Here is a 25643-nt window from a genome sequence, read left to right on the forward strand (position 1 = left end):
TACAGTAAAGTAGGAAAACTACGTTTTTAGAACATTTTTTTCGACCAGCCTAATTTAGTGCTTAATGTGTTGAAGTAGTTGTAATCTTTCGGGTGGATTAAATGCAGGTTATATTCGCTGCGTTTAATAATAACTTCTTCACCATCTTGGATTGGTAAGACAATCTGGCTATCGCAACTGACTTCGTAATCACTGCTGTTTTGGGTAAATTTCAGACGAATTCTACTTCCGCTACTGATGACAAGAGGACGAGCAGAAAGTGTGTGTGGAAACATGGGAACCAACACAATAGCATCCAGATTCGGCGTCAGAATTGGCCCACCGGCTGACAGAGAGTAGGCTGTAGAGCCGGTAGGTGTTGCTATGATTAAGCCATCTGAACGTTGAGAAAATGCAAATCGCTCATCAATATAAACTTCGAAATCAATCATATGGGCAACTTTTCCGGGATGCAGGACGACTTCATTTAGTGCTGTACTGTGCCGTGGTTTCTGGCCTTTTTTCGTGACTTGTGCTTCCAGTAGAAAGCGTTTTTCATCCCGATATTCTCCATTGAGGACTTCAGAAAGTTGTTGCAGGGCATTATCAGGATCTAGATCCGTCAGAAAGCCTAAATTACCACGGTTAATACCAATGACTTTTATATCATAACGTGCCAATACTCTGGCCGCTCCCAGCATATTGCCATCACCACCAACAACAATCACCAAATCGGCCATTTTGCCAATTTCGGTCAGTCCTCCGGTTTGAGCGCCTTGTAAGTTAATATCTTTTGCAACTTGCCTGTCCACAATTACACAGTAACCTTTAGATACCAGCCAGTGATACAGTATTTCATGGGTAGCTAGTGCTTCAGGATGACGTGGCCGACCGACAATACCGATGCATTTGAATTCATTATTTATTGCTGTTATTTCCTGCAGCATATGGTTTTGCCCTCACAATATGATGTGTTCCCTTGAATCCCTCGTTTTGATCCCCATAATAAGCGGGAGTAGCGAAAATAATACAAAATACGCGGAGATATTCATGAGTAGTAAAGACCAAAAAGTACCTGACGAGCAAGTCTCAGAAAATACAGAGAATGTATTTGAGCAACAAAAAGATGCAGAAAAGGCAGACGCGACAGAGACTGAAAATGTTGTTGACCCGCGTGTTGCCGAGTTGGAAGAGGAACTGAAACAGGCTCAGTCTCGTGAACGTGATGCGATTTTGCGCGCTCGTGCTGAAGTGGATAATATTCGCCGTCGTGCTGAGCAGGATGTAGAAAAGGCGCATAAATTCGCATTGGAAAGATTTGCCAATGAGCTTCTGCCGGTGATAGATAATCTGGAACGTGCTTTGGAAGTGGCAGATCGTACCAATGAGACTTTGGTACCAATGATTGAAGGTATTGAACTGACACTGAAATCATTTATTGATGCAGTGGGTAAATTTGGCATTGAAGTTGTCAGTGATATTAATGTTCCTTTCAATCCAGAAGTACATCAGGCGATGACTATGATGGAATCTGATCAACATGTACCCAATCAGGTAATGTTGGTAATGCAGAAAGGTTATACCCTGAATGGACGTCTGCTGCGTCCTGCTATGGTTGCCGTTTCTAAGTAAGAGATACGGATTCCATGATTGCAATGCCGCCGACAGAGGCGGCATTTTTGTAGGCATGAGACGGTTATTCAGGCAATACTGGATTCCAATCAATTGAAGTCAATCCTTGAGCTTCAAGCAACTGGTTAGCTTGGGAAAAGTGTTTGCAACCTAAGAAACCACGGTGTGCTGATAAAGGGGAAGGATGTGGTGCTTTCAGGACATGGTGGCATCGGGTATCAATAATACGGCCTTTTTTCTGAGCGTGAGAACCCCAAAGCAGGAAAATAACACCGCTTCGGTGTTCATTGATTGCTGCAATTACCTTATCAGTAAATGTTTCCCAACCCAGATTAGCATGGGAGTGGGCATTGCCTCGTTCAACCGTCAGCACGGTATTAAGCAGTAATACCCCCTGTTTTGCCCAACTAAGCAGGCAGCCATGATTGGGATGGTGAAACCCTGCAATGTCAGATTCCAGTTCTTTGTACATATTGACGAGAGAAGGTGGTGCAGGAATACCCGGCTGTACTGAAAAAGCCAGTCCATGCGCTTGATTCGGGCCATGATAAGGGTCTTGCCCCAAAATCACCACTTTTACATCAGCCAGTTCGGTATAGCGAAATGCATTAAAAACATCCTGCTGTGGTGGATAGATGGTTTTGCCTGCTTTACGTTCATTGGCGACATAAGCCAATGTATCAACGAAATAGGACTGTGTCTTTTCATTGCCGATGACATCGTGCCATGTAAGAGGTGCGGACATAGCGGATCCCGTTTTATATGATTATCAGATGGGCTTAAGCTTACCGATTCCCTTAGCGCAGGGGAACCCTCTGTGGTTAAACTTAAGCGAATTGATAGAAGAAAATGCTGTTTTATGGATTTATTGTAAGCTTACGAGCGAGTAAATTGTAGTTCTTGTCTGTTCAACTTTTTTAGATCTCATTAATCTGGCATTGAATTATTACTTCTGTTTACTAAGTGCCATATAGGGTAATTACTTTATATTGTTAATCAAAGATTAAATTTGATATAAAACTGTTAAAAATTCTGCCGATAAGAAGATTTAGGTCAGTCTGTTATGTCTAACTTAAAATAGGTAGGGGTATCTTATGACTTTGACAATAAATACTAATTTTTTTAGTCAGTTAGGGCTCTCTCCTGTACTGGGAAATCAGGAAACTCTTCAGTCACCATCTTCCGGCAGAAAACTTCCAGACAAAAGTGAACACCTTTCCTTACCAATAACTTCATTTTCAGAAAATACGAAACAAACTGATTCACTTTACCAATCATTGGTCAGTGCTTCTCAAACTAAAGTTATGGCAACGCCTGAATTAAAGGCTAATGATATTGCAGGAAAAGATTCAAAATTTATCGACTATTCGTTGGTGCAGGTTACCCGTGATGCATACCGCAGAAATAGTCTCGGCATTGGTGACTATGTGCGCGTGCCGGATGATGAGCTCATAAAGGCGGGTATTGATCCTGATATTCTGGATGACAGTTCAACGGGATTTCAGGCAGGGATCTATCGTAATAAGGGACTATATATTGTGTCATTTGCAGGCTCGAACGAAATAAAGGATTTTATGGCAAGTATTCGTCAGGGGCTTGGGTACAATGAAGAACAATATAATCAGGCGGCAGAGTTGGCACAGGCAGCATTAAAGGCATTTGGTGAGAATGTAATTTTTACCGGTCATTCAATGGGAGGTGGGCTGGCATCAATGGCTGCTCTGACAACAGGAAAGCCTGCTGTTATCTTTAATTCTGCCGGTGTTTCAGATTGGACTTTGAAACGAATGGGATGGTCACCAGAAGTAGCTCGTGAAATGGCAGAGAAGGGGTTAATCCGGAATTATGTTGTTGAGAATGATTGGTTGCATAATTTACAAAAAAGGTTGCCACTTCCTCAGCCAATGGGAAACCAGATTTTGCTTGAGAATGAATACGAACCAGAAGACAATATAATCGATTCAATTGTGAACTACAGTTATGCGTTACATTCATTCAAAGCTCATTTTTTGGAAGCTATACAGGAATTACTGGTTATTCATAAGCCCTGGCAGGGTAAAGGGGATAGCAAGGAAAGTGTGATGATGGCTGCCAGGAGTGATGATATAAATGATAATGTCGTTCATTATCACGAAAAGTTGTCATTGCAAACATGGGCAGTGGATATGAATGAAAACGAACTCAATGCTTTGTTTGATGAACCTTGTTGTCAATTTGATTCGCAGCAGGAATTAAATGCACAAAAGGTTAAGCAATATTATTCAACTCATACTCATTCAAGTATGTATCTAACATGATATGCTGCCATTTTCTTGTCTGTTATCAATGAAAAAGCGGGCAATTAGCCCGCTTATTACCATGATCAATCGTGAAAACATTTAATCTTGAGTAGATTCTGTCGATTCTGGTCTGGGGTTACCTGAAGGAGCGCGGCGTTTTCCGATGTTTTTGCTGTCACGATGGCGTACTTTCCCCTGTTTTTTCTTCGCTTCTTCTGCTTTTTTCTTTTCTTTACGTTTTTCCAGCACTTTTTTGGATGGCTTATGGCTTTTCTTTTCACTCGGTGCTTTGGTTTGCGGACGAAGTTCATCTACAACCCGCATTTTCAGAGGCTCGTTGAGATAGCGACTGATTTTTCCAAGCAATAAATGATCATGAGACTCAATCAGCGCAATTGCGGTTCCTTTACGACCTGCGCGGGCTGTACGGCCAATCCGGTGCAGGTAAACATCAGCAGTACGCGGCAGGTCAAAGTTAAAAACGTGACTGATGTTTTCAATATCTAATCCACGGGAAGCAACGTCAGTTGCGACCAACACCTTGACTCTGCCATCATTCAGACGTTTTACTGCTTCGGTTCGTTTGGCCTGTACCATTTCACCTTCAAGGAAGCAGGACTGAATACCTGCCTGATGCAGCCAATCCACTAATTCGCGAACACGCTCCCGTTTGCGTACAAAGACAATCGACTTTGTAACATCAGATTGTTTCAGGAGATGACATAATAAGGCTATTTTATGTTCCAGATTATCAGCACGATAATAGAATTGCTGGATTTTCTTACGTTCACGGCGGGAAGGTTCTGCGTCAATTTCGATAGGATCTGTCAGCAGGCGTTTCGCAAAATCACGAATAGCTTCACCTTCAAGTGTTGCGGAGAATAACAGTGTTTGTTTGCGCCAGCGCGTTTCTCCGGCAATAGTTTCAACATCATTGGCAAATCCCATATCCAGCATGCGATCCGCTTCATCAAGAATTAGGGTTTCTACCGCACGGCAGTCAAAGTTCTCTTCTTTGATATATTGCAGCAGGCGTCCAGTGGTTGCGACAACGATGTCCTGATTCTCACTGAACACTTCTGCATGGTTCATATAGGCAACACCACCAGTAATAGTGGCAACATCCAAATTAGTGTGGGCAGCCAGCTCTTTAGCCTGTTCTGCAACCTGCATGGCTAATTCACGGGTTGGTGTTAGGATCAAAATACGTGGTGGCCCTGACTTTTTACGTGGAAAGTCCAGTAAATGTTGTAGAGTTGGCAGCAGATAGGCCGCTGTTTTGCCTGTACCTGTCGGCGCAGAGCCTAGTACATCACGCCCATCCATAGCCGCAGGAATAGCAGCTACCTGAATTGCTGTCGGAATTTCATAGCCTTTATCATTCAACGCATCAAGCAGGCATTCATCAAGTTCGAATTCGGAAAAGTTTGTCGCAGTCATCATATACCTCTGTTTGGGTCGCCGATTATAAATCGGTAAAACGGAAAAAGAAAATACCCAAATAACGCACCAGACTCCCGCCATAGCTCGCTATTATGCTGAATTTCCTGAGTTACTATTTTTGTTGATTTTTGTGCATTTTGGGTTGTTTTAGGCTATTTTTGAATTATCGGCACCCCTCATAGCACCCCTTTAATGTTATGGGAACCTTAACAGGAGAGAGCACCAAAGATGGCCTACTATAGCATAGAAAAGCGCCCTCGCGCAGATGGCACTATCCGTTACCGCTGCACCGTTGGTGTTAAATCTGGCGGTAAATATATTTACAGGGAAAATCGTACATTCGGAAAACAATCCCACGCCAAAACATGGGGTGCTACGCGGGTGGCTGAGCTAGAACAAAAAGGAGTCCCCACACGGAATGATACCGAAGATTTAACAGTCGGTGATCTGCTGTATAAATATATCAATGACCCAAATCTAGGGGGCAAGGCAGGAAGGGATAAGAAAAATGTATTAAATGCATTATTAAATACTAAATTGGCAAAATTAACTCTGATAGAGCTTTCAGTTAGTCACATTATTGAGCACTGTAAGCAACGACATTCTACAGGAACGACTCCTGCTACGATCAATCATGATGTCGTCTATTTGTCATCAGTCCTAAAATCAGCCAAGCCTGTCTATGATATAGACTACACTTTAAACCCCGCACATGAATCCCGTTCAGTCTTAACCCGGATGGGTCTAATCAGCAAAAGCCAACGGCGCAGCAGAAGACCGGATCGCGAGGAGCTAGAGAGAGTAATGGAAGTACTACGCAGAAAAGGGAGTCACTGGACAAGCAATATTCCTTACGAGGATTTATTGAACTTCTCGATACTTTCCTGCATGCGCATTGGGGAGGTGTGCAGAATCAGATGGGATGATATTGATGAAAAGCAGAGGGCAGTGCTTGTGAGGGACAGGAAAGACCCTAGGAAGAAAACAGGTAATCACATGCTTGTCCCTTTACTAGGGGAAGCGTGGGATATTGTTCAAAGACAACCTAAATCTGATAGTGGGCTGATATTTCCCTACAATACAAGAAGTATATCCAAGGCTTTTCATAAGGCATGCGTTGAGCTAGGCATTGAAGACCTCCGCTATCACGACTTACGCAGAGAGGGAGCGAGTCGTTTGTTTGAAGCTGGTTTCTCAATTGAAGAAGTCGCGCAGGTGACAGGCCATCGTTCACTGAATGTATTATGGCAGGTGTATACGGAACTGTACCCACAATCTCTGCATGAAAAATTCAACAAGCTAATGCAGCAGAAAGAAGAATAATCACTATAGGGCAGAAATCTACCCTTTAACCTATGGGATACCTGCACAAATAAAAGGTATTGCGGAAATCACAATACCCTAGATGGGATATCACACCTTGCGGCAACTATAACGATTTCCGTTACAGTTGATTAACCCATTGATTTATCCGAGGCCGTCACTTTGGCTCACAGAGGATATCGATATTCCTTTCAATATTGTCGGTACTCAAACTGAACCTCTTAAAGAGGGGCAGTTCTTGCTCTATGCAACGAGGTAACCAACCGACAATAAGTCTGGTGGTTAAAATACAAGCAGACTGCATATTTGCAGCTTGATTTAATATCAATGAGTTATCGTCAAAGTAGGCATTCCCACTTAAAAGGGCTTTCAAATCCCAATTGGCGTGATCAACCCAAAATTTGTCCGATTGGAACTGAGCGAAAAGTTTCGCTGAGTGACCAGCCAAAGTGAGGACCACGGTATTCTTCGAGGTCACTGAGATAATGACCTCGACAATAGGACTCCTTAAACTGGAGGAATCCCTATAGTTAATTTCCCCAGAATAAAGTTAAACAAGTACACTGCTGCGATTTCAAATGACGGCAGTGAACGGTATCTAATCGCTCCGCTTGAAACAGAAGCGTGCCTGCACCATGCAGAAGTTAAAAGGTGAAAAATCCCACCTTTATCTAAGTGATTTATTTTTATTAATTCTCGACAATGAAATTAATCCAATAATATCAAATAGTTAAAAATGGGATAATTCTCACCTTTATGTAATGCATTGATTTTACGTGATTATGTCACAGAGCCGGAAATTAAGGGGATCAAGGGATTGGGAAGCAGCGGCTCCGAGTCGCCAGATGATAACATTTTATTAACATTAAATTAACGAATGCGCTTTTTGTTGCGGCCCTATAAATTAGCTCTCACCCCATGTCACAGATTAAGCAATTTCTGATCAAATTATTAGCGGAAGTGATGTAGTGTGGTGCGCCACATGGTAACAAATGAACGATATAAACCACGAGAAATAATATATCGATGTTATTAAATTAACACGAAAGTATAGTGAATTTTAAAATCGGAAATTTAATGGAAACAAGCGAGAAAATAATTATTTCATCTGAATCTGACTTCATTTCTTTCGTCAGAAATATGTTATCTGTTGAAAATATAGAATCAGATGAATTTGTATTCCCAGATATCGAATTTATAGGTTGGCCTACATTAAATATTGTTGTTCAAGGCGAGCCTCAACGATACAAATCGTCGCTGACAGCGTCCATGTTATTTGGAATGGCTGATTTAACTGAAGAGATTTATAGAGCCTTTGCAGTATTCAGGTATAGCACATCCAATCTGACAAATTTAACTGAATCTGATAAAAAAGCTCTAGATATAGTTTACTATGTAGCCGAGGGTTCAAGTCGAGCCAGAGGACAAGCAGATCGAATAATCAATGGAGCCATAAGATTCTTAAACAATGCGGTGAAAAAAATGAATGGTATACAAGCTCTTGGCATGGTTGTGGCCTTGACCACTTGTGCCAGCACCGTAGGCTGGCATTGGTTAAGTGAGTATTACGAAACTCAACGACATGATAATACAACAAAAGTAGATTTGGTTAATGCAGCCACTCAATCTGTTGTTAATGGGCAAAAAGTTATCGTTGATGCTCTAATTCATGGACAAACAAAAGAAAGCAAAGAGATCTTACTTCGCGGCGAAGAAGGAAAGGCTAGATTAGTTAAAAAACTATCCGCAGATGACTCCGTTCAACAAGTGGAGCTCGGCTCTCGCATAATCAACAGAGCAGAGTTAAACGCGATGAACATTCGACAAAGGATAGACAGGGTGAGAGATGATAAGACTGCGGCTTTCTTTATAAATGGATTAAACTGGAGTGGTGCCGCTAATCAGGATTTGAGTATATCAGCAATAAATTCATCAACTGGGGAAACATTAACCCTTAAGACAACCGAGGCTACTATTTTACCTAATGAGTTGTTAGCTTTATCTTCATCCCTGACAACGAGAGATGAGGTGAAAATAAGATATCTTGAAGTAAAAGAAAACGGAAAGATAACAGTCAGTCAATTCACGTCTATTGAACTAAGCAATTAAATTTCCAGCCCTCCTCGCGAGGGCTTTTTTGTACCTGTCACTCCCTCCTCACTTCGGCGGTTCCGGCCATGCGATATCGGGGGCAGTGGAACAGTCGACCCGGTTGAGCAGGACGCGGTATTTTTTCCAGGCAAGGAGTGCGCTTTTTTCTTCGTCGGTCGCCATGTCAAGTTCAACAGCGTCCTGTAACGGGGCTATCGCATTGGTAGCCTGTGACATACGATAACGCTTCTCTGATTCGGCCTGTTGCTGTAGTTCCTCCGGTGTCGGTGGAGGCGGGTCTGCCAACATGGGTAAACCATTATCATCAGCCACAATCTGCTTCCCGTTTGCCTGTCCTTTAAACAGATGGTTGTGCAACTCATCACTGACAGGTTTGAGGTCATCAGGATAGTCACCGGGTTCTGAATACGGCCGGTAAACAAAGCCCGATGCTGAGGCGCTGTAAAAATAATCATAATCTCTGTTGAATTCGGGTTTTATTTTTTCAATACCCATTATTACCTCCCAATTGCCCACCATGCCACTGGATGTCCGCTGTCATTCCCATCTACAGATTTTGTTGATGCATAAAATTGATGATTATTCACCGGATACCCAAATGCGTTATCTATACTAGACCCCTGCGAGGTATTATTTGTTACAAATACGTGAAAACATTCAACAGGAAACGCCCGTGGAAAATTAAAATTCCTGCCACTCGGAGCAAGCTTTCCCCATTGAAGAATGATACCTGTTGTAGGGTCCAGCCACCAACCCTGACTGTCCTCCATAAATTTAGCTGACGGTTTTTCGGCAAGCCTGTCATTCAACCAGTGACTCAGCCACCCATTCCCCCACTGGGTTCCACGAATATCTCCCCACGGAGTCAGTGTCGCAGTCCCTGCCAAAAAACCGTCATCAGCACTCATTTTCCCCTTTGCTGAAATATCCTTCTGAACTGAAAGATTTCCCTGAGATGAAATATCACCATTCACTTCTCCTCCGGTACGGCGATCCAGTGAATGATGCGCCCTGTCCACCGTATCCCGCAGCCCAAGATTGTTAATGAACGTATTCTTGTCCGGGATATCCGCGCCATTTGCTTGCTTGGACAAGGCGTTTTGTGCCAGTTCGACGGTTTTCGCTAAACCGAGGTTGTTAATGAACGCTGCTTTATCCTTGATATCCGCCCCGTTCTGCGCTTTGTCGAGGCGGCGGTTGGCGTTGTCGTTGGCATGGGTGGCATTTTGATTTGCTGTGTTTGCATTGGTGAGCGCATTTCCGGCTTCTTTCAGTGCCTGATTTGCAGCAGTAGAGACTTGTTGTACCGCTTTGGGTGTCGCCGCCATATTCTCGGCGTGGCTATCTGTGGCATTACTCAACTTCGTAATGCCGGCTGTGGTGATCGAAGCAGCGGGTACATTGGCGCTGACTGTAGTTCTTAATGCATTGAGCAATCCGGCCTGTAATGTCTGTAAATTGCCATCATCCAATACATCCTTGCCTGTCGTTTCCGCGATAAACTGCGCCACCACGGTAGCGATGACGGCGCTTTGCCGCCAGACCTTATTCAGTTCTTGTGATTTTGCTACACCAGAACTGAATCCGTTAGTACGGGCAGCCAGTTTGCTGTATTCGTCGTTGGTTAAGACGTTTGCCCCGTCTGCAATGCCAAAAGGCAGAAATTCATTTTTTGCCATAATCCCCTCATAGTCTGACCGCCCAGCCACCGGTATCAAAACCGGCAACCACGTCATGTTGAATGTCAAAACCAAACAGCCCGCAATGGGCTGAATTAATGTAATTGTTTACGCGTACCGCTTCCGGCTTGATATTCAGATAACCCTGCCGGATAACGGCTTTAATGACTTCCGGGATAACACCCCCGGTCATAAACACATCCATCGTCATGTTCTGGTTATCCACGAAAAACAGCGTGGTTTTGCTGTCCGGTAATATCCGCTGATAAATCTGTTCCAGTATTTCACTGGAGCCGTCCCAGTGATTGGCTTCAATTTTCACCCGTAGCAAGGTGCGGTAAGTTTCGTCATCCAGTTCAGTAAAACCGCTGTCACTGTCATATTTCCGTTTCCAGCTTCCCTGGTCTAATCCCACGGCCTCGGTATCCAGTGCAAAATACACGCCGACAATCGGGATCTTCACATAGCGCGACAGGCCTATCCATTCCCCGACCGCATCCAGTTGTACACCGATAGCCTTGTCCAGCGAGAACGCTTCATTAAGTTGCAGGGTAGCCTGGGCAACGTCTGACAACAGGCGGGTGATGAGATCAACGTGGGCGACGAATTTAGGCGAATCGCGGTGTTGCGGGGTGATGAGTTTTACGTAATCTCTCATGTGACCACCAGTTTGATACTTTCCGGCTGACAGGTCACGGCCTCATTAAACCGGGTTTTCAGGTTACCAGTGACCGCGCTTTCCGCCGTGCGCCCGATTTTGATGTCCGTAATGTCATAGGTCTTACCTTCTTCATCACCGGGTAAGTTAGCAGGCGTAAACAGCTTGGTCAGATAAACACTGTCCCCTATGTGTATGGCGTTAACGTGATCGGCTACGGCCGTTTTAATCCGGTCACCTACCAGTGTGGTATAACCGTCAAAAGGTGTGAGATGAATTTCAATAAAAATAGCCACATCTACCGGACGGGAAAAGCGTATCGGGTGAGGGATTTGGTGACGGTCAGCCACTTTAATCACCGTGTCCCCGAATGTGCCACCGCCTGGCGTTTTCTTCAAGGCCATAGTCTTAGCAATCGTCGTTGCATCCCCGCCATCCACAATAATAGCGATAGAGTGACCGGGTATGCCGTACTCATTAGTCTGCCCGGTGTCATTTTCAAAGCCCCTTAAGCGGGAAACACCGGGTATCAGGCCAATCGCCCCTAACATGCCATCCAATACTGTACGTGAGGGCAGCGCCACCGATTTACGCTGGCGTATCCGCAGCGCTGTATCCGTCTCAATGGTACGGCCGGGTGTCGCCACGGAATGATTGATCACGCTTTGCCAGCCCCGTGTGGGTGTCCCTATCTCAGCAATGTCCCCAATGGCGGCGGTAATCGATCCCTGCGTTTGGCAGGTCGCGGTGACCGTGACTGTGCCGTGAGTACCCACAGTGACCATATCGGGTAATCGCCATGAATAGCCCTGCACGTCACGCACCATACCATTTTTAATGACCGTACCGACCTGACCGACAAGTTCCACATCACAGGTCGATTGGGTTGAACTGTGCCGCGACATGCCATTAATCGCGACATTGTTTGAGAGTGCCGCGCCTGTCGCTGTTGCGGGACTGAATGAATTATAAATGGCAATAAATGTATTGTTCGCGTCGTGTATCCCCATCGCGTAAATAACAATCTGTTGCCCGTCCTTACTGTCTGGCTCAAGATACGCGTCTTCGCCGTAAATCTGGCGAAAATAGTCTGTCAGACGCGCCAGTATGGTTGGGTAATCGGGCGCAACAACGCCGCTCGCGGTAATTCTGGCCGCAAGCCCTAACGTATCGAAATTAAGCATAAGTTACCGCTCGCTGGTTACTGTGGTTCTGCCGTAACGGGTGTTAAGCGTGGCTGTAATGGTGATTTTCCGGGTAGCGGGGTGACGTATGGCATCCAGGGTAATAATTTCCGTCACGCCCTCAGTGTCCAGAATGCGTTCACGCAGTGCCATCACACTGGTGTAGTTTTTCTCCAGCACGGCTTCCCGGTAAGGTGTACCTTCTTCCATATCTAAAAACCAGTCCCCGCGCCATAAATTCAGCCGGGTCTTAACAGCCTGTGCGACGGCGTCCGGGGAATCAATCAGAAACGTGTTATCGCCCTGCCCGAAGCTGTAATCACCGTCAATATCTTCTCGCCGGTATCGCATTACTGCGGCCCTCCTGTGGAACCCCCGCCTGTCTTAACCCCGCCGTGTGTGTGATTCATCAGGCTGATACCGCCTGCGGTAACATCGTTCCTGACTCTCACCGGGCCGTTCATCGTCGCTTCACCGCCATTTGACCCCATGCCCTGTGACAGATTGCCGTTAATGATCACATGACCATTCAACACAATTGTCGGGGACGTGATCTCCGTGTCTTTATCTGCTGTAGCAGTCAGTTTCCCCGGAGTCTTGACAGTGATGTTATGGTTACCGGGGTTCAGCTCAATAAACGCCGCGCCATCATCGGTACGCAGTTGAGCATTTTGGGTGCTGATACCGCCAATCTTCCGCGCCTGTGACTGCGGGCCAACGATGGCAAAACCATCAGACAGGTGATGCTGACGTGGGTCTACCGGCTCTTGTACGCCGCCGTTCTGCCACCAGTAATCAATGCAGCGGTCAGCAAACACCACCAGACATTCATCCCCCGGCTGAACGGGAAACGTCAGTGTGACTCCGCCACCACGGGGGAATATTACCGGGATATCCACCAGCAACGGTAAAGCCACGGATTCGGTTCTCCCTTCACTGTCGGTCACTTTCCAGCGTATCGCGGGTTGTGCGGTAACGGTCACTGCGTCGGCATTAAACGACTGGATAATACACGGCATGGAAACATAAAGACCTGAACTGATTGACTCCTGCATCATCAGGAACGGTGTTTCAGGCTGGTTAAGACGTTCAAAGTTAGTGATCATTGTCGGGTATCCGTTGCTAGTGCAGCCTGGGACATAAGGGTCTGGTCAGATTTCGCCACGCAAATCAGCTCCATGTAGTACATCTTCTCACGGGTATCACCGAAATAGCTGACGTTAATCACTACGTAATCCCCTTCGGGATCTATCGGTGCGGGCTGTTCTAGCGAACCCTTATAGCTCTCTTGTTGGGCGATAGCGCCGGTCGATAACCCCGTTTCATTAATCGAGCCTTTTTCCAACCGGATTAAAGTGCCGGGGCGGATCTTCGGATTAATCAGGCATTTCACATTGATACCTGCGCCTATCGTCTGTTCCGGCATGCCAATTAATCCGGTACTGGAGGACAAGACCACTGCCTCCGTGAGATAGACTTTCTTCGGGATAATGTGACACTGACCGTCTTCATAACGCCATTCGGCATTATTCTGTTTGGCGAAAATATTCATTTCGTCGCGGTGCATACCGAAAAAGACCTTACCCCGTGGCGCTACGTTCAACTGAAATTCCGGGCGTATCCCAAAAGTTATGCCGTACTTTTCAATATCCCGCATCAGTAGCCTGTCCACATCTTGCTGTGTGTAGCCCGCCGATATCGTGATATTGACCTTGGCATCGTTATACGCCTGGTCACCGTCCCCCGCCTGTATCACCACATAGGTATCAGTCGGGCTGTCGCGCCCCGTGTAGGTGTACTGGATTTGCCCGGAAAATATCTGGCCTGAGTTGTTTTTATACCCGGCTGAGAACTGAATAATCTTGTACTCGTTCTTGCGGATCTTGCTCCGTGTCTCGTCGTTCAGGTTATAGATTTTGAAGATACCGGTTGCCGGGTATGCAAAAGAAGGCCGGGTGATATTGAACTTGATTTTCAGCTCAGAGAGGTTAATGCCTTCCCCTTGCTCATCCGCTACAATCAGCTTGCACTCGCGAAGCCATTGTTTTGACATGTTGACCTCGTATAAAAGAAAAAACCGCACTAGGCGGCATATAAAGAAGATATTTTCATATCACTACAATCTTTTGTTGGTGCGTTGCAAAATAAGCCCGTTATAGGGTTTTTATTAATATTTTCTTACTAAGGTGCAATCTGTAAGTGCTAGGGCACCTTCTGTGACGTCCTGTTCCTCAATGTGAGTAATAGTCCCGTAATCACTAACAATAAAATATGTATATATGCTATTTTTCGACATACCTAGATACATAGTACTAGCAGATCCCTTCTCGAATGCGTATGTTTCAACTCTTGATATCTCCTTGCCGTTGCCTAAGTTTATATATAAAAACTTAGTGTCACCGTTAGTTTCAGTGACAAGCCTTGCTTCACCTATAGGGGAAAAAATATCCGGGTTCCAGCCTGTTAATTTTTTAGGTGCGGGACGAATTTTGCATAAATAAGAACCATCATAGGCAAGAATGTTAAAATTGTCATCTCGATACACTCCGCTAAACTCAGGAATAGCTACGCTGACAAAAGGGATTAATAACAAAGTAATCAGTTTTTTCATAATCCACCACAACTTCAATTTGAGATAAAGTATAGCCTATTATTTTTACCTAACTCTTCCCTGTTTGTCTCACTTTCTGGATCAGAACAATAAAAAACCAACTTTCCGTTAAACCCTAAGTACCGATGCTGCTCCAGAATATCCACGCCGAAAACTAAGGGAATACCTGATACTATCGGTTCGCTATTTGGGTGCATAACATCTAACACCCATCCGGCGCAATCCCGCCACTGTAACCGCATCCGGTAATTGATACTGCCTAGCTGGATATCAAATTGTTGATTTTCAGCGCGTAAAGGTATCTCAACAAGATTCATTTATTCCCTCCCAGCCAGTCGCCCAGTTTTTCGAACTTATCTTTAAACCATTGCCCGCCACCGCCTGTACTTTTATCAAGTTTAACTGCCATGCTCTCTTTCTGTTTCGGTACGACTGGCGTCTTAGTCCCTTTGTCAGCAACAGGGCCTGTAGAAAGCGGGTCTTTCATTCGTTCCGGTGGTACGGTAACCCCGTATTCCTTTTTCGTTTCAACAATAATTACTTCACGCAAGGTCAACGTGACCATCAAGACGTTTTCAGAGGTTTTGTCCGTAGTCACTTCTATTGCGCGGATCAGCATATTCTTATACTGGCGCTTCCCTGTGGTGACATTGAATGGTTGCTTTGAGGCTTTCAGTGCCAGCAACTGTTGATAGACGGCTTTGGGGCTTGACCCTAACGATGCCGCCGACCCCAGATCAAAGATATCAATCAGTGAACCGCCACCAGCAAAGCCTAATTCCATTGTGACCTCTGACGGCTTGTCATACGCATGGTCACTGATAGCCGCCCCACGTTGTACCGGGTGCTCAGTAATTTCAGAAGTATCCTGATGCTTTTCCGATATCACCACATTCGGCACTATCATTCCGATTTTTCTCGTCCCCTGAGAAAATAACATTGATAAAATATCCATCAGCCCACCTTCGTTTGCAGATTGCGTACCAGTATGGCGTTGCTGCGTTGTACCGTTTCGCCAGTTAACGCTGCCGCTTCATACGGTGACTGAACTCCGGTGACATGAATATTGTAAACGGGGGCAATCGTCGTTTGGTTCTGTGCCAGTGATTCTGCTGCTCGCAGATATTCCGGTGTGTAACTGCTGTAACTCAGCATGTTTTGGATATTCGGCATGGCGTTCTCAAACATTCGGGGATCAAGGTTAAAACCACTGTTCTTGGCTAAGGCTTGTGTTGGATCTGGTGCACCGGTGATTGCCGCCATAACCAGTTGTTTAGAATAAGGAAGCGATTTTCCTATCTCTTCTTTGCTCATGGCGTTCATCAGTGTATACATGACATGATGATTTTTTAGATTCAGCCTATCTGAACGACCAACTCCTAATGCTTTAGCAACACGAGTGATATAGCCTTCGGTGTCGTTGCCATCTTCTCTTGGCGCCCACTTCTTCACAATCGCTTCAACAGTCTGGCGTTTAACACCGTCTGTCATCCCGTCAAAATATCGCCGCAATTGCCACGCCGTGCGCTCCAGTCCATTGTATACCGTGTCAAATTTAGCGAACCGGGCACCTTTGCCGCCTTCAAGAGTGGCATTTTTTTGTTTAGCAAAGTTCATATTTAAGGGGTTATTGTTACGTTCGCCCCGCGTGAGGGTTTTTCCGCTTGCCTGTTTGTCCCCACCAGAAAATAAATCTGAAAACCATCCGCCAACATCACCCCACGTTAGAAAAGGCTTTTCATTTGCCTTGCGTTCTTCCATTTTTTGCATGAACAACGTTTTCGGATCGACGCCTTTTTCTGCGGCCTCTTGATTGAGTTTCTTCAGAAACTCATCACGATCTGCGGCTATGTTCAGCCCAAAAAACGAGGCTTTTCCTGCGAGGCTCAATCCATCCATTGCGGATAATGCATTAGATGTGGCAGGCGATGGTAACTTCACTTTACCCGCAGCATCAGAGAACGCACCCAATGCCCCTAAAATCTTCTTCAACCACTTCCCACCAAGAAACAACGCAAATCCCCAGAAGACTTTCTCCCAACCGCCGACCGCATCCTTGATTTGCAGCACCCAGTCTTTGATTTGCTTAATGCCTTCGCCAATTTGCTTTAGTGTGCCTTCCCATTTGCTCCAGTCAATCAGGCTTTTGCCGCCTTCCTGCCAGGTCTTGTAATCGTCATACAACAGGAACAGGGCCGCCAGCAGGGCTGTGATAATACCAATCGGTGAGGTCAGGAATCCCTTGTTAAGCGCCCACCAGGCGACAGCTATTGCCCCGAATGCTTTAATCAGTGTTTTACTTTCATCGTCCAGCCGTTGCCACCAGCCGATTAAGTCCTGTATACCTTGCGCCCCACGATAAACCATTTGCCCCAGAATATCAGACATGGTGAGAATGGCATCCACCACCGACATAATGACTTTTTCAATGGCGGGCCACTTGTCCAGTATGAGTTTGGTGAACTTCTCCACACTCGGTGTCAGTGTCCGGGCAAGTTCACCGCCGATTTTATTCTTACCCATCCCCATGACTGATTTCAGCCGATAAAACTGAGTCATAAAATCGTTGGCATGTTTCGCTGCCGCCGCCGGGTCGAACCCCATCTTGCGCATGATTTGACGGTAATCCGCCACATAGCCGCCCATCCCCCGGCGCATGGCGAGCAGGGTATTCTCATCAATACCCAGCATACTGGCGTATTGATTGGCCCGGTACGACGGCATCCCGGACAGCCGTTCACCGACCAACGCAACCAAAGAGGCGGTGTCCCTGAGCTGTCCGTTAGTGTCACGGGTCTGGATCCCCATATTACGCAGGAAGCCTTCCCCGCCGGGATTGTTCCTTAAAAATCGGGCCACATTCTCCAGTGACGAATTCAGCCCCTCGACACTGCCGCCCGCCTGTGTAACAGCATACCCAAACGCCTTGATTTGTTCAGCCGCACCCCCTGTGCGTTGGGCCTGCCAGTAGAGTTTATCCAGATCACTGGCCACCTGAGCCGTAAAGCCCGCCACCGCCAGTGCCGCGCCTTCCACCACTGCGCCGAATTTTAAAACGTTGGCGGTGACACCGGCGATCACCGCACTGAATTTTTTCTCACCGGCTTTATCTATCTTGAAGCCCAGCGATATCAAAAACTCTTTAATTACTTCTGCGTTAGTGTTGCTCATCTCTCCACCGTGCTATCAGGGCCTCGTTTTCTGCGTCTACATCCAGCGCATCATTCATCAGGGCGATATCGGCCAGATCGATATCCCCGTTCTTTAATGACTGAAAAGTACACATGCCGTGGCGAACCGGACGCATCAGATAATAGCGCCCGTCAGGAAGGGTTTCTAAATCGAGGCTGGGTTGACCGGGGATAACCCGTCGTTCTCTGGCAGGGCGGGAAAAAAATTACCCAGTGCATCCTTAATCACCTGACCGGCGATTTTCAGTAAATCCAGCCCGTTGATATCGTCAAACATCAATTGCCCACTGACATAGACTTCTGACCAGACACCGCTGTTCTCCCGGCTGACCACGGACAGGCAGATATCATTAATTTCATAGCGTGATTCTTTGCCCAATGAGCGTATCGCTTCGGCTAACGGGGTGATCAGGTCTGCCATATCATCCATTGCAAAGACCGGCTTACCGTCTATGCCAACCATGGAAGGTTTCAGGTTTTCCCAGACGCTCTTCAAGGCCGGAACAACAGGGATTAATGCTACCGCTAAGTCCTGTTGCTGAAACGCATTCAGTTTACCTGCGCGGTATTTTTTACCACTGATTTCAAATTCCATTGTGATCCCCCGTTAAAATGTGCCAAGAATGGTATCGATTTTGCCGCAGTCAAATACCCAGCTATGGGTGTTACCGACTTTGGCGTTAGAAATATCCGGGATTTTCTGGAACGCCACAGAGCGTGCCGCGATGGTATCGCCGGAAACTTTGTTACGTATAAGTATCGCGTTATTGCCCCACGTGGCTGACGAGAACTGCTGGGCGTTGTACATCATCATCAGTTTGGCATTCGCCGGTGACGTTTTCAGGAGTGTCACGGTAATCGTACCGCCTTTGCCTGCATGCAAAGAGTGCATGACTTCGCCATCAGCCCCAATAGTCATGGTGTTTTTAGCTTCAATCATCGCCACCACGATCCCTTCTTCCGACGTTGCCGCGCCATTGCCCAGATCGACCGCCCCCCCAACCCCGGTTATCGTGGCGGACACGTCGATAAATGAATAAGTATTCGCCATGTTCAATTACCTGTTTACGTTAATAATGACATCAGCAAAGTGCACCGCACCCGCCAGTTTAATGGCGCACTGAATGACCGGTGCTTTACGTTTCTCGCGTTCGGCCTGCACCTGCTCCACAATCGGCTGCGCGTAGGTGTAATAGCCTTTAGTCAGCATCTCGCCGCGGTTCAGTGCCCCGAAGCTGTCACCGCCCCAAAGCCCCGGTGCAATCAGACCGTTAGTCACCCCCTGTGACAACGATTGTTCGACATTGGCTAACAACTGGGTCACACCCTCATCGGTCTGGGGAATTTTGGTGGTACTGGTATACAGCAGGTTATAAAGGTTGGTCTGCACATAGTTCTGTAACCAGTCCAGCCCGTGGCGCTCATCAATGAAGGTGCCATTAGCCATTACCCCTTCCTGCACAATCGCGGTGTCGTTGTTGTAATGGACAAAGACGTTGCCATTTTTGGTTTTCAGTGCGTTAGCCTGTGTTGCTGTCAGCAATTCAGCCCTGATCGCCGGCTCCTGTTTAAATTTCAGGGTAATAGTCGTGTTATTGCCCTGGAAGTTGACCGTAAACATGCGGCCAAACAGAGACGCAATAGCATAAGGCTGTGCAGAGTATTGCCAGAGAGTACGGCCCAGAAAGGCACCCTTAAGTTGTGAGCCAATATCTGTGTCCACGTCGGCGTCAAGGACATCGGTTTTGGTGACCGTGTGACCGTAAATCCGGGCAACAGAGGCCGATTCAATGTAGCGCGCCACACTCAGGACATCGCGGTCAGACAGGGTATTATCGGCAACCACCAGCCCGTACCATGCCCCTGAGACTTCACCCAATGCTTTGACCGCTTCGGCTATGGTTTCCGGTTCAGTCGGGTCAATGGTTGTTGCGCCAGAATCCGCATCCAATTTCAACAGATCGCCGATATAAGCGCCACTGTCTGCGCGGGTGACATAGCCCAGCTTGCCGGAGGCTTGCAGCGAGACCGTAAAGCGGGAAGAAATACTGTCCCAGCGAACAGAGGCATTTTTCAGTTTTTCGGCCACACGTTCAGCCACGCCATTGAGGTTGGTTTCTTTACTGAAATCGATACCGGTGATGATGGTGTCTTTACCGTCAATGGGCAGTTTAAAAGAGCCATCGGTAATAACGGTAAAGCGACTCACTGCCTGTTCTGCCCGACTCAGGACAGCGCCCCGTAAAGCCGCATAAACCTGAGTTTTCGCCCAACGACCGATATACAAATCAATCGGCTGGGGTGACTGGGAATAATACAGCGCAGCGGCCTGATACTCCGGGGTATCCATGCCAAAATCTGCGCCTACGCCTTCAATGTCGGTGTAGTAACGGAGCCGTTCGTGTGTGTTGATCACATCACTCCCCCCGACAATCAGCAATGAGCCAAAATTCCGACTCGATGCGGCACGGGGGGCCATGTTAATTTTGACATTAACAATACTGGTAATGGGTAAGCCCTGCATAGGGTTAATCTCCAAAGAATTTCACTGGCGCGTCCACCAGCGACTTGATGCCATAGTAGCGTACGATTTTGCGGCGTAACGTCACGGTTACGTCATAACGGCGCTGCCATTGGTTGTTAATCAGTTCAGGGGCAGGCTGTATTCGTCCGCATTGCTGAAAGGTCAGTCCCGCGCGGGACAGTTCATCATTGTTCTGGGTGATGAACAATCCATCGCGAAACTGGGTCGCGGTACGCTGTCCCGAGGGGCCATAAAAGCAACACAGGATATCGAGGGTTTCGTGTGAACCCTGTTCATGAAGCTGATCGCTGAGTTGGGTTGCTGCCGGGTTAGCGTCTTCCCGAATAGCCATGATGCCAAACGCGCCCCAGTTAGTGCCTGCCGGGGGGATTTTCGGCTGCGGGTCTGTCCAGCGCGGAAACACTGTTTTTGGCTCTAATCCCGCGACCGCCCGTATCCAGCGGCTCAATTCCCGCTCCAGCGCCTCATCATAATTCGGTGAGACACTGACAGGGGTTAAGTAGCCGGGTAAGTTACTGACGTTACTCAATCGGCGTCCCTCCATCGAAGTTCATCAACTCACAATGTGCCTGCACAAATCCCGCTCCGTAAGCGGTATAAGGGTCAACAAAGGTCACACGATACTGCCGCCCCTGATAGGTGACGATATCGGCATCCAGTCCGGGTTGGCCCTGAGTCAGTCGAAACTGGGTGACAATCAGGATAGCTCCGCTGATGGTCTGTCCGGCTTCCATGCGTCGCGCCTCTAACGCCCGGTCTACTGTTACGACTCCGGTAAAGGGAATGGACTGCGCGGTATTGGTCGTAAAGCCATCCTCATCAGTGGTCTGGGTATTGCGATGACACACCAGCGAGGTATCGACAAAATCCGGGTCAAGCAGGATATCGCTCATATCAAGGAATGGCATTATTCCCCCTTATTTCTGACTAGATAGGTGATGGATTTCAGTAAGCTGCCCGTGTCATAGAGTGGCTTCTCGCCGGGCATATCTTTTGCCTTTCGACGCTGCAAGGTGGCATCAGAGAGAGGATGCAGCCGATCACCGTCGCTGATAACCTTCTTCGCCCCATTGGAGGCTACCATGCCCGCCCGTTCCAGCTCCCTGTGTGCCGCCTCAAACTTCCCGGCAATGCCATGTTCTGCCGCCGCTTTAAGGTGCTCGGCAGTGACAGGCCGGGTATCCTCAATACCCATGTCCAGAAAGGGCCTCGGCGGTAAGGTCACGGTCTTGCCGCCTAACTTAACTGTGCCACCTGTCGATTGCAGATAACCGATTTCGGCGTTATTCAGTCTTTCGCCCTCTGACCGGTGGGCTTTGCTCGCGGGGATACCTACCAGTACGTCCATCTTGGTCAGACGGTTTAAGGCAGATAGTATCGACGCCGCATTGTCCTGCGTGATTTTGACACTCATAGCAATTGCCTCCCGCCAGCACCGAACATTGACCACCACCAGTAGAACTCACGCCCGTAAGCGGTGTTATTCCAGAATCCGGCATCGGGATTTATCACCCCGGAGGTGTCATAACTGGCGCTGATTTTATCTACCGATTTGGACGACAGCACACCGCCGTTCGCACTGTTAACACTGCCTCTGACAGCGGCGCTTGCTATGGCCTTACCTCTCAGTTCGACGTGATGTGCCGTGAAGAGCTCGGTCAGGTAGACAAACTGATCACCGTGTTTATCCTGATTCAGCAGGGTATCCGCCTGTCCAAGATAGAACTGAATGGTTGCATCAGAGTAACGGGCGGGGTTAGTAAACTCAGGGAAGTCGGTACGGAATTGCTCAACTGTCGGCAGAAGACTGTTTTTTGCCATTGGTTTTTCCCTTCTTATCATCCGGTTGTCCGGTGTCATCCAGCGGAGTGGCATAACAAGAAAAGGCCCAATGCTGAATCACATCATCGTCAAACGTATGAATGCCCGGCGATAACTGCACATCCTGACCACTTGGAAAACTCAGTGTGGCATGTTGTGTCACCATATATCGTTTCATAGGAACCTCAGTAAAGGCGGGTATTCCCGCCATTTATTACGCCACAGGGATATCCAGATATGCGATGGTATTCGCATAAGGCACTTCGACCTGACCCAGCTTGCCGTAGTACGTGGTTAACTGGTGCAGTCCGCGATACTCCAGCGGTGTATTCAGCAACGGCACCATCGGGAAGCGGATATATTTCTCTTCCTGTGTATAGGCCACCATGCGGTTCGCACCACCAGCCCCGCGCTTGGAAGCCCACTTCATGGAAACAATCTCCAAAGGTGTGCCATTTTCCTGAAACGCGATACAGTTGATTTTCACGTATTCCAGTACGGAAATATTACCGGCTTCTGAGATTTTCATGCTTGCCAGCAGCCCAAACAGCTCAGGGGCTAGCCCTACTTTGCTGGGACATAAGGCATAACCCGAAGCGATCCACGCATCTGTCAACAGCACGTTGAAGTCAGCCACGATATCATCGGGTTTGCTGTTCTTTGTCCATGCCGCCGCCGCTGCCCGGGGCTTAACCTGTGCCAGGTTCAATAAACCGGTCATGTCCAAATCAGCATCCCCGATATAAACCTGCTCATCCACGTCCATATGCCACTTGAGTAGCATGGCTTCGTATTTCTGTGAATCAATCGGGCGACCCACCTGTTGTGCGGCTGCCAGCTCTGGTAATGTCCAGCCAAGCTCCATTCCCCACAGGGTGAGAGGCTGCGGGGTTTTCTCGATGTTCAGACTGATACCGGGTATAGCCGTGGAGTTCTTACCAATCCAGTTTTTGCCGTTCGGATTAATCCCCCCGGTCGCGGCAAGGTCAGAGTTTGTGAAGGAGCTGACTTCATCAGCAATAGACACATCGCTGCGCAGTGGCATATCCCGTGACCACTTATAGGATACCAAAGGCAGATTCAGTGTCAGGTCAAGGCGCTCCAGCTCCCCAGCCAGAAAGATACCCGCAGAATCTACGGTAGCTTTATCAATAGTAAACATAGTAATCCTTATATGTTGTAGGCGATTTCAATCGTGCCAGTGGTATCACCCGGCCCCATAATCTGAGCCTGGGGTAATTCGGGAGTGTTGGTTGCGGTGGTATCCGGTGTTAAGACAAATGACCCCAGTGGGCTGTCTTTTTGTTCACCCGCGACTCGGACGTATACCTTACCGCCTTTCTTGGCGCTCTCTGCCGATCCTTTAACGGTAACAGTCATGTAACCACGTTTCAGAATATCCCCTGTAATACCGGCTTTGACGCCTAAATGCGCCATATCGGCCTGTGATTGCACGGGATAAGGGCGCACCAGAATACCTGCTATATGCTCCACGCTGTCACCATCCTCAAGCGGAACGAACTTATCACCGTGGTATTTTCCCACCAGCCCGTACTGAGCAAATACTTTTGCTGTGTCGAGCAAAGCGGGTTCAGTGGTCAGATCGCGCAAACGGGTGATCGCCCCGGGGATGCCCATTGGCATCCGGGTTAAATATGCTGTTGTTGCCATTATTGTTACCTTATCAGTTGCGTTTCCAGAATTCGGCGTACTTTTTATTCAGTTCTGCCGGCGTGCTGTAACGAGCGGCGTTATCACGCGTTGGGGTTGGGGGTTGTATGTGATTCTTTGCCTTATTTAGCGCTACCGCTGCCGTAAAGATGGCATCTACTGTCGCTTTGGGTGCTTTAGCGAAATCACTCACACCAAAGGTTTTCAGGCTGTCGCCCGTACGGATAGCGTGATTCAGTACCTGACGTTTCAGGCCTTTATCGCCCGTCGGTTTGAAGCCCGGACAAATGATTTCCGCATCCGCAATAATGTTGCGACGGTAGGCGGCATCACCAGTGACCTTCCGATCTTCCTCTTCATCTTCATCCCCTGTTTTTTTATCAGGGTCACCAGGATTGTTATCGCCCGTTTTGTTGCTCAGGGCCTCAACCTTAGCGATCAGTACCTTGCCCCACTCTGGGATACCGTCATCGCCAGTGGGATTTTCCTTTTTTAGTGTGTCATCTGTGGTTGTCCGCTCGGCTGTCGGTAATGCGGTTGCCTGTGCGGGGGTATTCATGTTGATGGTCACGCCCGGAATCGACGACATGCCATCAGAGGGTAATTCCGGGGCGTTGTCAGCCAGTTTTGCCAAGGTGTTATCATCCTTAGTTTTCAGGGCATTCGCGACTTGCTTGAGCCAGTCTTTCATACTTGTTTTACCTTTCTTAGTGGTGGGGGCTGCATCCCCGATAGAACAACGGGAACCCGCACGCCCTTTATCAACAATAGCGAGGTGGTTTCCGGTGATTTGATATTGTTTCCCCTTGCCGGGGCTGATTTGTTTGTACTGGGCGTCATAGCCGCAACTGACTTCGGTAATGCCTGCCTTGACCGCATCAATGGCTTCCTGACGTTTAATCAGGGCATCCGCTATCAGCAAATCCGCCTTATCGCCTGTACCGCGCCGGACGTTCTGAATATGGCCGTGAGCCAGTTCTGAGAAGTTGGATGGGTTGACAAAGACAATATTGCCGTCTGCATCTTCGGGATGCCCCAGCGTGACCGCAACACCTTCAAATGACGCCATTGTTGCCGTTGAGAACACCTCGTCTTCCATGCGGTGGACTGTAACTAATCCATCAGAGCCACCCTCAAGGCCGATCTCTTCCGGCAAATAGGTTTGTGTTCCGGTTCGGGCTATCGGCACGTCTTTACAGAGCAGTGAGCCATCCGCCATCTCATAGCGGGTTTCGCCCAGTTGCGTGGTGAAAAAGTATTTCATGGGTTACCTGCCGAATGACGGACAGTGAAACCGCCTAAAGGGCGGCTTATAGTCTGGTGATATGTTTTATTACAACTCGGACAACTTCGTTATTTTTGTCCTTGGCATCTTTGAGTAACCAGTCGACATGCTCGTCAATATTATTTTGATTTGCCGGAACTGACTTAGTAACGAAACCGCTATTGCCATTAAAAATGGCATTGCCATTACAGTCATACCCTTCGTAGTAGGCGTAGTAGGTATAATTCATT

The 25643-nt window shown here is 47.6% G+C and carries 31 protein-coding genes; 4 read left to right on the top strand and 27 right to left on the bottom strand.

Annotated elements, in window-relative coordinates:
- Window positions 1–26: 26 nt before the first annotated feature.
- Entirely contained in the window at window positions 27–905 is an 879-nt protein-coding gene (nadK, locus tag HGO23_RS05965; RefSeq protein WP_209028714.1) for an NAD(+) kinase, read from the bottom strand.
- Window positions 906–1029: 124 nt separating this feature from the next.
- Here nadK and grpE point away from each other — a divergent pair, with 124 nt between their 5' ends.
- Window positions 1030–1611 (top strand): nucleotide exchange factor GrpE, encoded by a 582-nt coding sequence (gene grpE, locus HGO23_RS05970; RefSeq protein WP_209028278.1) that lies wholly within the window; start codon window positions 1030–1032, stop codon window positions 1609–1611.
- A gap of 64 nt (window positions 1612–1675) precedes the next feature.
- Here the strand turns inward: grpE and ung are convergent, their stop codons facing one another.
- Complete coding sequence (ung, locus tag HGO23_RS05975) at window positions 1676–2356, bottom strand: uracil-DNA glycosylase (protein WP_099137234.1); 681 nt, start codon at window positions 2354–2356, stop codon at window positions 1676–1678.
- A 349-nt stretch (window positions 2357–2705) separates the two neighbouring features.
- Between ung and HGO23_RS05980 the strand changes: the two genes are divergently transcribed.
- The gene (locus tag HGO23_RS05980; RefSeq protein ID WP_209028279.1) at window positions 2706–3908 is read left to right on the top strand and encodes a Tle-like phospholipase domain-containing protein; all 1203 of its coding nucleotides are present in this window, start codon (window positions 2706–2708) and stop codon (window positions 3906–3908) included.
- 81 nt (window positions 3909–3989) lie between these two features.
- Here HGO23_RS05980 and srmB read toward each other — a convergent pair whose 3' ends face one another.
- On the bottom strand, window positions 3990–5330 hold the full coding sequence (gene srmB, locus HGO23_RS05985) for an ATP-dependent RNA helicase SrmB (RefSeq protein WP_209028715.1): 1341 nt from the start codon (window positions 5328–5330) through the stop codon (window positions 3990–3992).
- Window positions 5331–5561: 231 nt separating this feature from the next.
- Here srmB and HGO23_RS05990 point away from each other — a divergent pair, with 231 nt between their 5' ends.
- Entirely contained in the window at window positions 5562–6656 is a 1095-nt protein-coding gene (locus HGO23_RS05990) for a tyrosine-type recombinase/integrase (protein WP_209028280.1), read from the top strand.
- Between the two features lie 1077 nt (window positions 6657–7733).
- Window positions 7734–8765, top strand: a complete 1032-nt coding sequence (locus HGO23_RS05995) for a hypothetical protein (protein ID WP_209028281.1) — start codon at window positions 7734–7736, stop codon at window positions 8763–8765.
- A 48-nt stretch (window positions 8766–8813) separates the two neighbouring features.
- Here HGO23_RS05995 and HGO23_RS06000 read toward each other — a convergent pair whose 3' ends face one another.
- The 24 genes from HGO23_RS06000 to HGO23_RS06115 all read right to left on the bottom strand — a co-directional run bounded on the left by HGO23_RS06000 (window position 8814) and on the right by HGO23_RS06115 (window position 25642).
- Window positions 8814–9263, bottom strand: a complete 450-nt coding sequence (locus tag HGO23_RS06000; RefSeq protein WP_244967904.1) for a tail fiber assembly protein — start codon at window positions 9261–9263, stop codon at window positions 8814–8816.
- A gap of 2 nt (window positions 9264–9265) precedes the next feature.
- Window positions 9266–10447 (bottom strand): gp53-like domain-containing protein, encoded by a 1182-nt coding sequence (locus HGO23_RS06005; protein ID WP_244967905.1) that lies wholly within the window; start codon window positions 10445–10447, stop codon window positions 9266–9268.
- A gap of 7 nt (window positions 10448–10454) precedes the next feature.
- Window positions 10455–11105, bottom strand: coding sequence for a DUF2612 domain-containing protein (locus HGO23_RS06010; RefSeq protein WP_209028283.1), 651 nt, complete (start codon window positions 11103–11105; stop codon window positions 10455–10457).
- A complete protein-coding gene (locus HGO23_RS06015) occupies window positions 11102–12289 on the bottom strand; it encodes a baseplate J/gp47 family protein (RefSeq protein ID WP_209028284.1) in 1188 nt (395 codons plus the stop codon). Before HGO23_RS06015 ends, HGO23_RS06010 begins: the two co-directional genes overlap by 4 nt.
- A 3-nt stretch (window positions 12290–12292) precedes the next feature.
- Complete coding sequence (locus HGO23_RS06020) at window positions 12293–12640, bottom strand: contractile injection system sheath initiator (protein ID WP_209028285.1); 348 nt, start codon at window positions 12638–12640, stop codon at window positions 12293–12295.
- Entirely contained in the window at window positions 12640–13395 is a 756-nt protein-coding gene (locus HGO23_RS06025; RefSeq protein ID WP_209028286.1) for a Gp138 family membrane-puncturing spike protein, read from the bottom strand. The genes HGO23_RS06020 and HGO23_RS06025 overlap by 1 nt, the downstream gene beginning before the upstream one ends.
- The gene (locus HGO23_RS06030; RefSeq protein ID WP_209028287.1) at window positions 13392–14342 is read right to left on the bottom strand and encodes a phage protein; all 951 of its coding nucleotides are present in this window, start codon (window positions 14340–14342) and stop codon (window positions 13392–13394) included. Before HGO23_RS06030 ends, HGO23_RS06025 begins: the two co-directional genes overlap by 4 nt.
- Window positions 14343–14456: 114 nt before the next feature.
- Window positions 14457–14900, bottom strand: a complete 444-nt coding sequence (locus HGO23_RS06035) for a hypothetical protein (RefSeq protein WP_209028288.1) — start codon at window positions 14898–14900, stop codon at window positions 14457–14459.
- 14 nt (window positions 14901–14914) lie between these two features.
- Window positions 14915–15217, bottom strand: coding sequence for a phage baseplate plug family protein (locus HGO23_RS06040; RefSeq protein ID WP_209028289.1), 303 nt, complete (start codon window positions 15215–15217; stop codon window positions 14915–14917).
- Window positions 15214–15855 carry a phage baseplate protein gene (locus HGO23_RS06045; RefSeq protein WP_209028290.1) on the bottom strand — a complete coding sequence of 214 codons (642 nt, stop codon included), beginning with the start codon at window positions 15853–15855 and terminating at the stop codon, window positions 15214–15216. The genes HGO23_RS06040 and HGO23_RS06045 overlap by 4 nt, the downstream gene beginning before the upstream one ends.
- Entirely contained in the window at window positions 15855–18071 is a 2217-nt protein-coding gene (locus HGO23_RS06050) for a lytic transglycosylase catalytic (RefSeq protein ID WP_209028291.1), read from the bottom strand. Before HGO23_RS06050 ends, HGO23_RS06045 begins: the two co-directional genes overlap by 1 nt.
- A complete protein-coding gene (locus HGO23_RS06055) occupies window positions 18058–18207 on the bottom strand; it encodes a DUF6889 family protein (protein WP_209028292.1) in 150 nt (49 codons plus the stop codon). Before HGO23_RS06055 ends, HGO23_RS06050 begins: the two co-directional genes overlap by 14 nt.
- 29 nt (window positions 18208–18236) lie before the next feature.
- The gene (locus HGO23_RS06060; RefSeq protein WP_209028293.1) at window positions 18237–18686 is read right to left on the bottom strand and encodes a phage tail assembly chaperone; all 450 of its coding nucleotides are present in this window, start codon (window positions 18684–18686) and stop codon (window positions 18237–18239) included.
- A gap of 12 nt (window positions 18687–18698) precedes the next feature.
- On the bottom strand, window positions 18699–19142 hold the full coding sequence (locus tag HGO23_RS06065; RefSeq protein ID WP_209028294.1) for a phage structural protein: 444 nt from the start codon (window positions 19140–19142) through the stop codon (window positions 18699–18701).
- 6 nt (window positions 19143–19148) lie between these two features.
- The gene (locus HGO23_RS06070) at window positions 19149–20615 is read right to left on the bottom strand and encodes a DUF3383 domain-containing protein (RefSeq protein ID WP_209028295.1); all 1467 of its coding nucleotides are present in this window, start codon (window positions 20613–20615) and stop codon (window positions 19149–19151) included.
- Window positions 20616–20619: 4 nt separating this feature from the next.
- Entirely contained in the window at window positions 20620–21165 is a 546-nt protein-coding gene (locus HGO23_RS06075; RefSeq protein ID WP_425330515.1) for a phage neck terminator protein, read from the bottom strand.
- Complete coding sequence (locus HGO23_RS06080) at window positions 21158–21544, bottom strand: head-tail adaptor (RefSeq protein WP_209028297.1); 387 nt, start codon at window positions 21542–21544, stop codon at window positions 21158–21160. The genes HGO23_RS06075 and HGO23_RS06080 overlap by 8 nt, the downstream gene beginning before the upstream one ends.
- Entirely contained in the window at window positions 21544–22056 is a 513-nt protein-coding gene (locus HGO23_RS06085) for a phage virion morphogenesis protein (RefSeq protein ID WP_209028717.1), read from the bottom strand. The genes HGO23_RS06080 and HGO23_RS06085 overlap by 1 nt, the downstream gene beginning before the upstream one ends.
- Window positions 22047–22457, bottom strand: coding sequence for a DUF4054 domain-containing protein (locus HGO23_RS06090; RefSeq protein WP_209028298.1), 411 nt, complete (start codon window positions 22455–22457; stop codon window positions 22047–22049). Before HGO23_RS06090 ends, HGO23_RS06085 begins: the two co-directional genes overlap by 10 nt.
- Window positions 22426–22668: an STY1053 family phage-associated protein gene (locus HGO23_RS06095; RefSeq protein WP_209028299.1), complete on the bottom strand. Its 243-nt coding sequence runs from the start codon at window positions 22666–22668 to the stop codon at window positions 22426–22428. Before HGO23_RS06095 ends, HGO23_RS06090 begins: the two co-directional genes overlap by 32 nt.
- Window positions 22669–22671: 3 nt before the next feature.
- Complete coding sequence (locus HGO23_RS06100; RefSeq protein WP_209028300.1) at window positions 22672–23619, bottom strand: DUF2184 domain-containing protein; 948 nt, start codon at window positions 23617–23619, stop codon at window positions 22672–22674.
- 8 nt (window positions 23620–23627) lie between these two features.
- The gene (locus HGO23_RS06105) at window positions 23628–24128 is read right to left on the bottom strand and encodes a structural cement protein Gp24 (RefSeq protein WP_209028301.1); all 501 of its coding nucleotides are present in this window, start codon (window positions 24126–24128) and stop codon (window positions 23628–23630) included.
- Window positions 24129–24141: 13 nt separating this feature from the next.
- Complete coding sequence (locus HGO23_RS06110) at window positions 24142–25392, bottom strand: DUF2213 domain-containing protein (protein WP_209028302.1); 1251 nt, start codon at window positions 25390–25392, stop codon at window positions 24142–24144.
- A gap of 46 nt (window positions 25393–25438) precedes the next feature.
- On the bottom strand, window positions 25439–25642 hold the full coding sequence (locus HGO23_RS06115; RefSeq protein WP_209028303.1) for a hypothetical protein: 204 nt from the start codon (window positions 25640–25642) through the stop codon (window positions 25439–25441).
- Window position 25643 lies beyond the last annotated feature (1 nt).

It is taken from the genome of Xenorhabdus budapestensis (genome assembly GCF_017743015.1).
Taxonomy (GTDB): domain Bacteria; phylum Pseudomonadota; class Gammaproteobacteria; order Enterobacterales; family Enterobacteriaceae; genus Xenorhabdus; species Xenorhabdus budapestensis.

Coding starts and splice junctions, on each gene's coding strand:
- HGO23_RS06020 (WP_209028285.1), bottom strand. CDS start 12,640: ATGCGATACCGGCGAGAAGATATTGACGGTGATTACAGCTTCGGGCAG.
- HGO23_RS06000 (WP_244967904.1), bottom strand. CDS start 9,263: ATGGGTATTGAAAAAATAAAACCCGAATTCAACAGAGATTATGATTAT.
- HGO23_RS06065 (WP_209028294.1), bottom strand. CDS start 19,142: ATGGCGAATACTTATTCATTTATCGACGTGTCCGCCACGATAACCGGG.
- HGO23_RS06035 (WP_209028288.1), bottom strand. CDS start 14,900: ATGAAAAAACTGATTACTTTGTTATTAATCCCTTTTGTCAGCGTAGCT.
- ung (WP_099137234.1), bottom strand. CDS start 2,356: ATGTCCGCACCTCTTACATGGCACGATGTCATCGGCAATGAAAAGACA.
- HGO23_RS06105 (WP_209028301.1), bottom strand. CDS start 24,128: ATGGCAACAACAGCATATTTAACCCGGATGCCAATGGGCATCCCCGGG.
- HGO23_RS06090 (WP_209028298.1), bottom strand. CDS start 22,457: ATGGCAAAAAACAGTCTTCTGCCGACAGTTGAGCAATTCCGTACCGAC.
- HGO23_RS06055 (WP_209028292.1), bottom strand. CDS start 18,207: ATGCGTCCGGTTCGCCACGGCATGTGTACTTTTCAGTCATTAAAGAAC.
- grpE (WP_209028278.1), top strand. CDS start 1,030: ATGAGTAGTAAAGACCAAAAAGTACCTGACGAGCAAGTCTCAGAAAAT.
- HGO23_RS05990 (WP_209028280.1), top strand. CDS start 5,562: ATGGCCTACTATAGCATAGAAAAGCGCCCTCGCGCAGATGGCACTATC.
- HGO23_RS06025 (WP_209028286.1), bottom strand. CDS start 13,395: ATGATCACTAACTTTGAACGTCTTAACCAGCCTGAAACACCGTTCCTG.
- HGO23_RS05980 (WP_209028279.1), top strand. CDS start 2,706: ATGACTTTGACAATAAATACTAATTTTTTTAGTCAGTTAGGGCTCTCT.
- HGO23_RS06060 (WP_209028293.1), bottom strand. CDS start 18,686: ATGGAATTTGAAATCAGTGGTAAAAAATACCGCGCAGGTAAACTGAAT.
- HGO23_RS06005 (WP_244967905.1), bottom strand. CDS start 10,447: ATGGCAAAAAATGAATTTCTGCCTTTTGGCATTGCAGACGGGGCAAAC.
- HGO23_RS06100 (WP_209028300.1), bottom strand. CDS start 23,619: ATGTTTACTATTGATAAAGCTACCGTAGATTCTGCGGGTATCTTTCTG.
- HGO23_RS06115 (WP_209028303.1), bottom strand. CDS start 25,642: ATGAATTATACCTACTACGCCTACTACGAAGGGTATGACTGTAATGGC.
- HGO23_RS06080 (WP_209028297.1), bottom strand. CDS start 21,544: ATGCCATTCCTTGATATGAGCGATATCCTGCTTGACCCGGATTTTGTC.
- HGO23_RS06040 (WP_209028289.1), bottom strand. CDS start 15,217: ATGAATCTTGTTGAGATACCTTTACGCGCTGAAAATCAACAATTTGAT.
- HGO23_RS06015 (WP_209028284.1), bottom strand. CDS start 12,289: ATGCTTAATTTCGATACGTTAGGGCTTGCGGCCAGAATTACCGCGAGC.
- HGO23_RS06095 (WP_209028299.1), bottom strand. CDS start 22,668: ATGGCGGGAATACCCGCCTTTACTGAGGTTCCTATGAAACGATATATG.
- HGO23_RS06010 (WP_209028283.1), bottom strand. CDS start 11,105: ATGAGAGATTACGTAAAACTCATCACCCCGCAACACCGCGATTCGCCT.
- HGO23_RS06070 (WP_209028295.1), bottom strand. CDS start 20,615: ATGCAGGGCTTACCCATTACCAGTATTGTTAATGTCAAAATTAACATG.
- HGO23_RS06045 (WP_209028290.1), bottom strand. CDS start 15,855: ATGGATATTTTATCAATGTTATTTTCTCAGGGGACGAGAAAAATCGGA.
- HGO23_RS05995 (WP_209028281.1), top strand. CDS start 7,734: ATGGAAACAAGCGAGAAAATAATTATTTCATCTGAATCTGACTTCATT.
- HGO23_RS06050 (WP_209028291.1), bottom strand. CDS start 18,071: ATGAGCAACACTAACGCAGAAGTAATTAAAGAGTTTTTGATATCGCTG.
- HGO23_RS06110 (WP_209028302.1), bottom strand. CDS start 25,392: ATGAAATACTTTTTCACCACGCAACTGGGCGAAACCCGCTATGAGATG.
- HGO23_RS06030 (WP_209028287.1), bottom strand. CDS start 14,342: ATGTCAAAACAATGGCTTCGCGAGTGCAAGCTGATTGTAGCGGATGAG.
- srmB (WP_209028715.1), bottom strand. CDS start 5,330: ATGACTGCGACAAACTTTTCCGAATTCGAACTTGATGAATGCCTGCTT.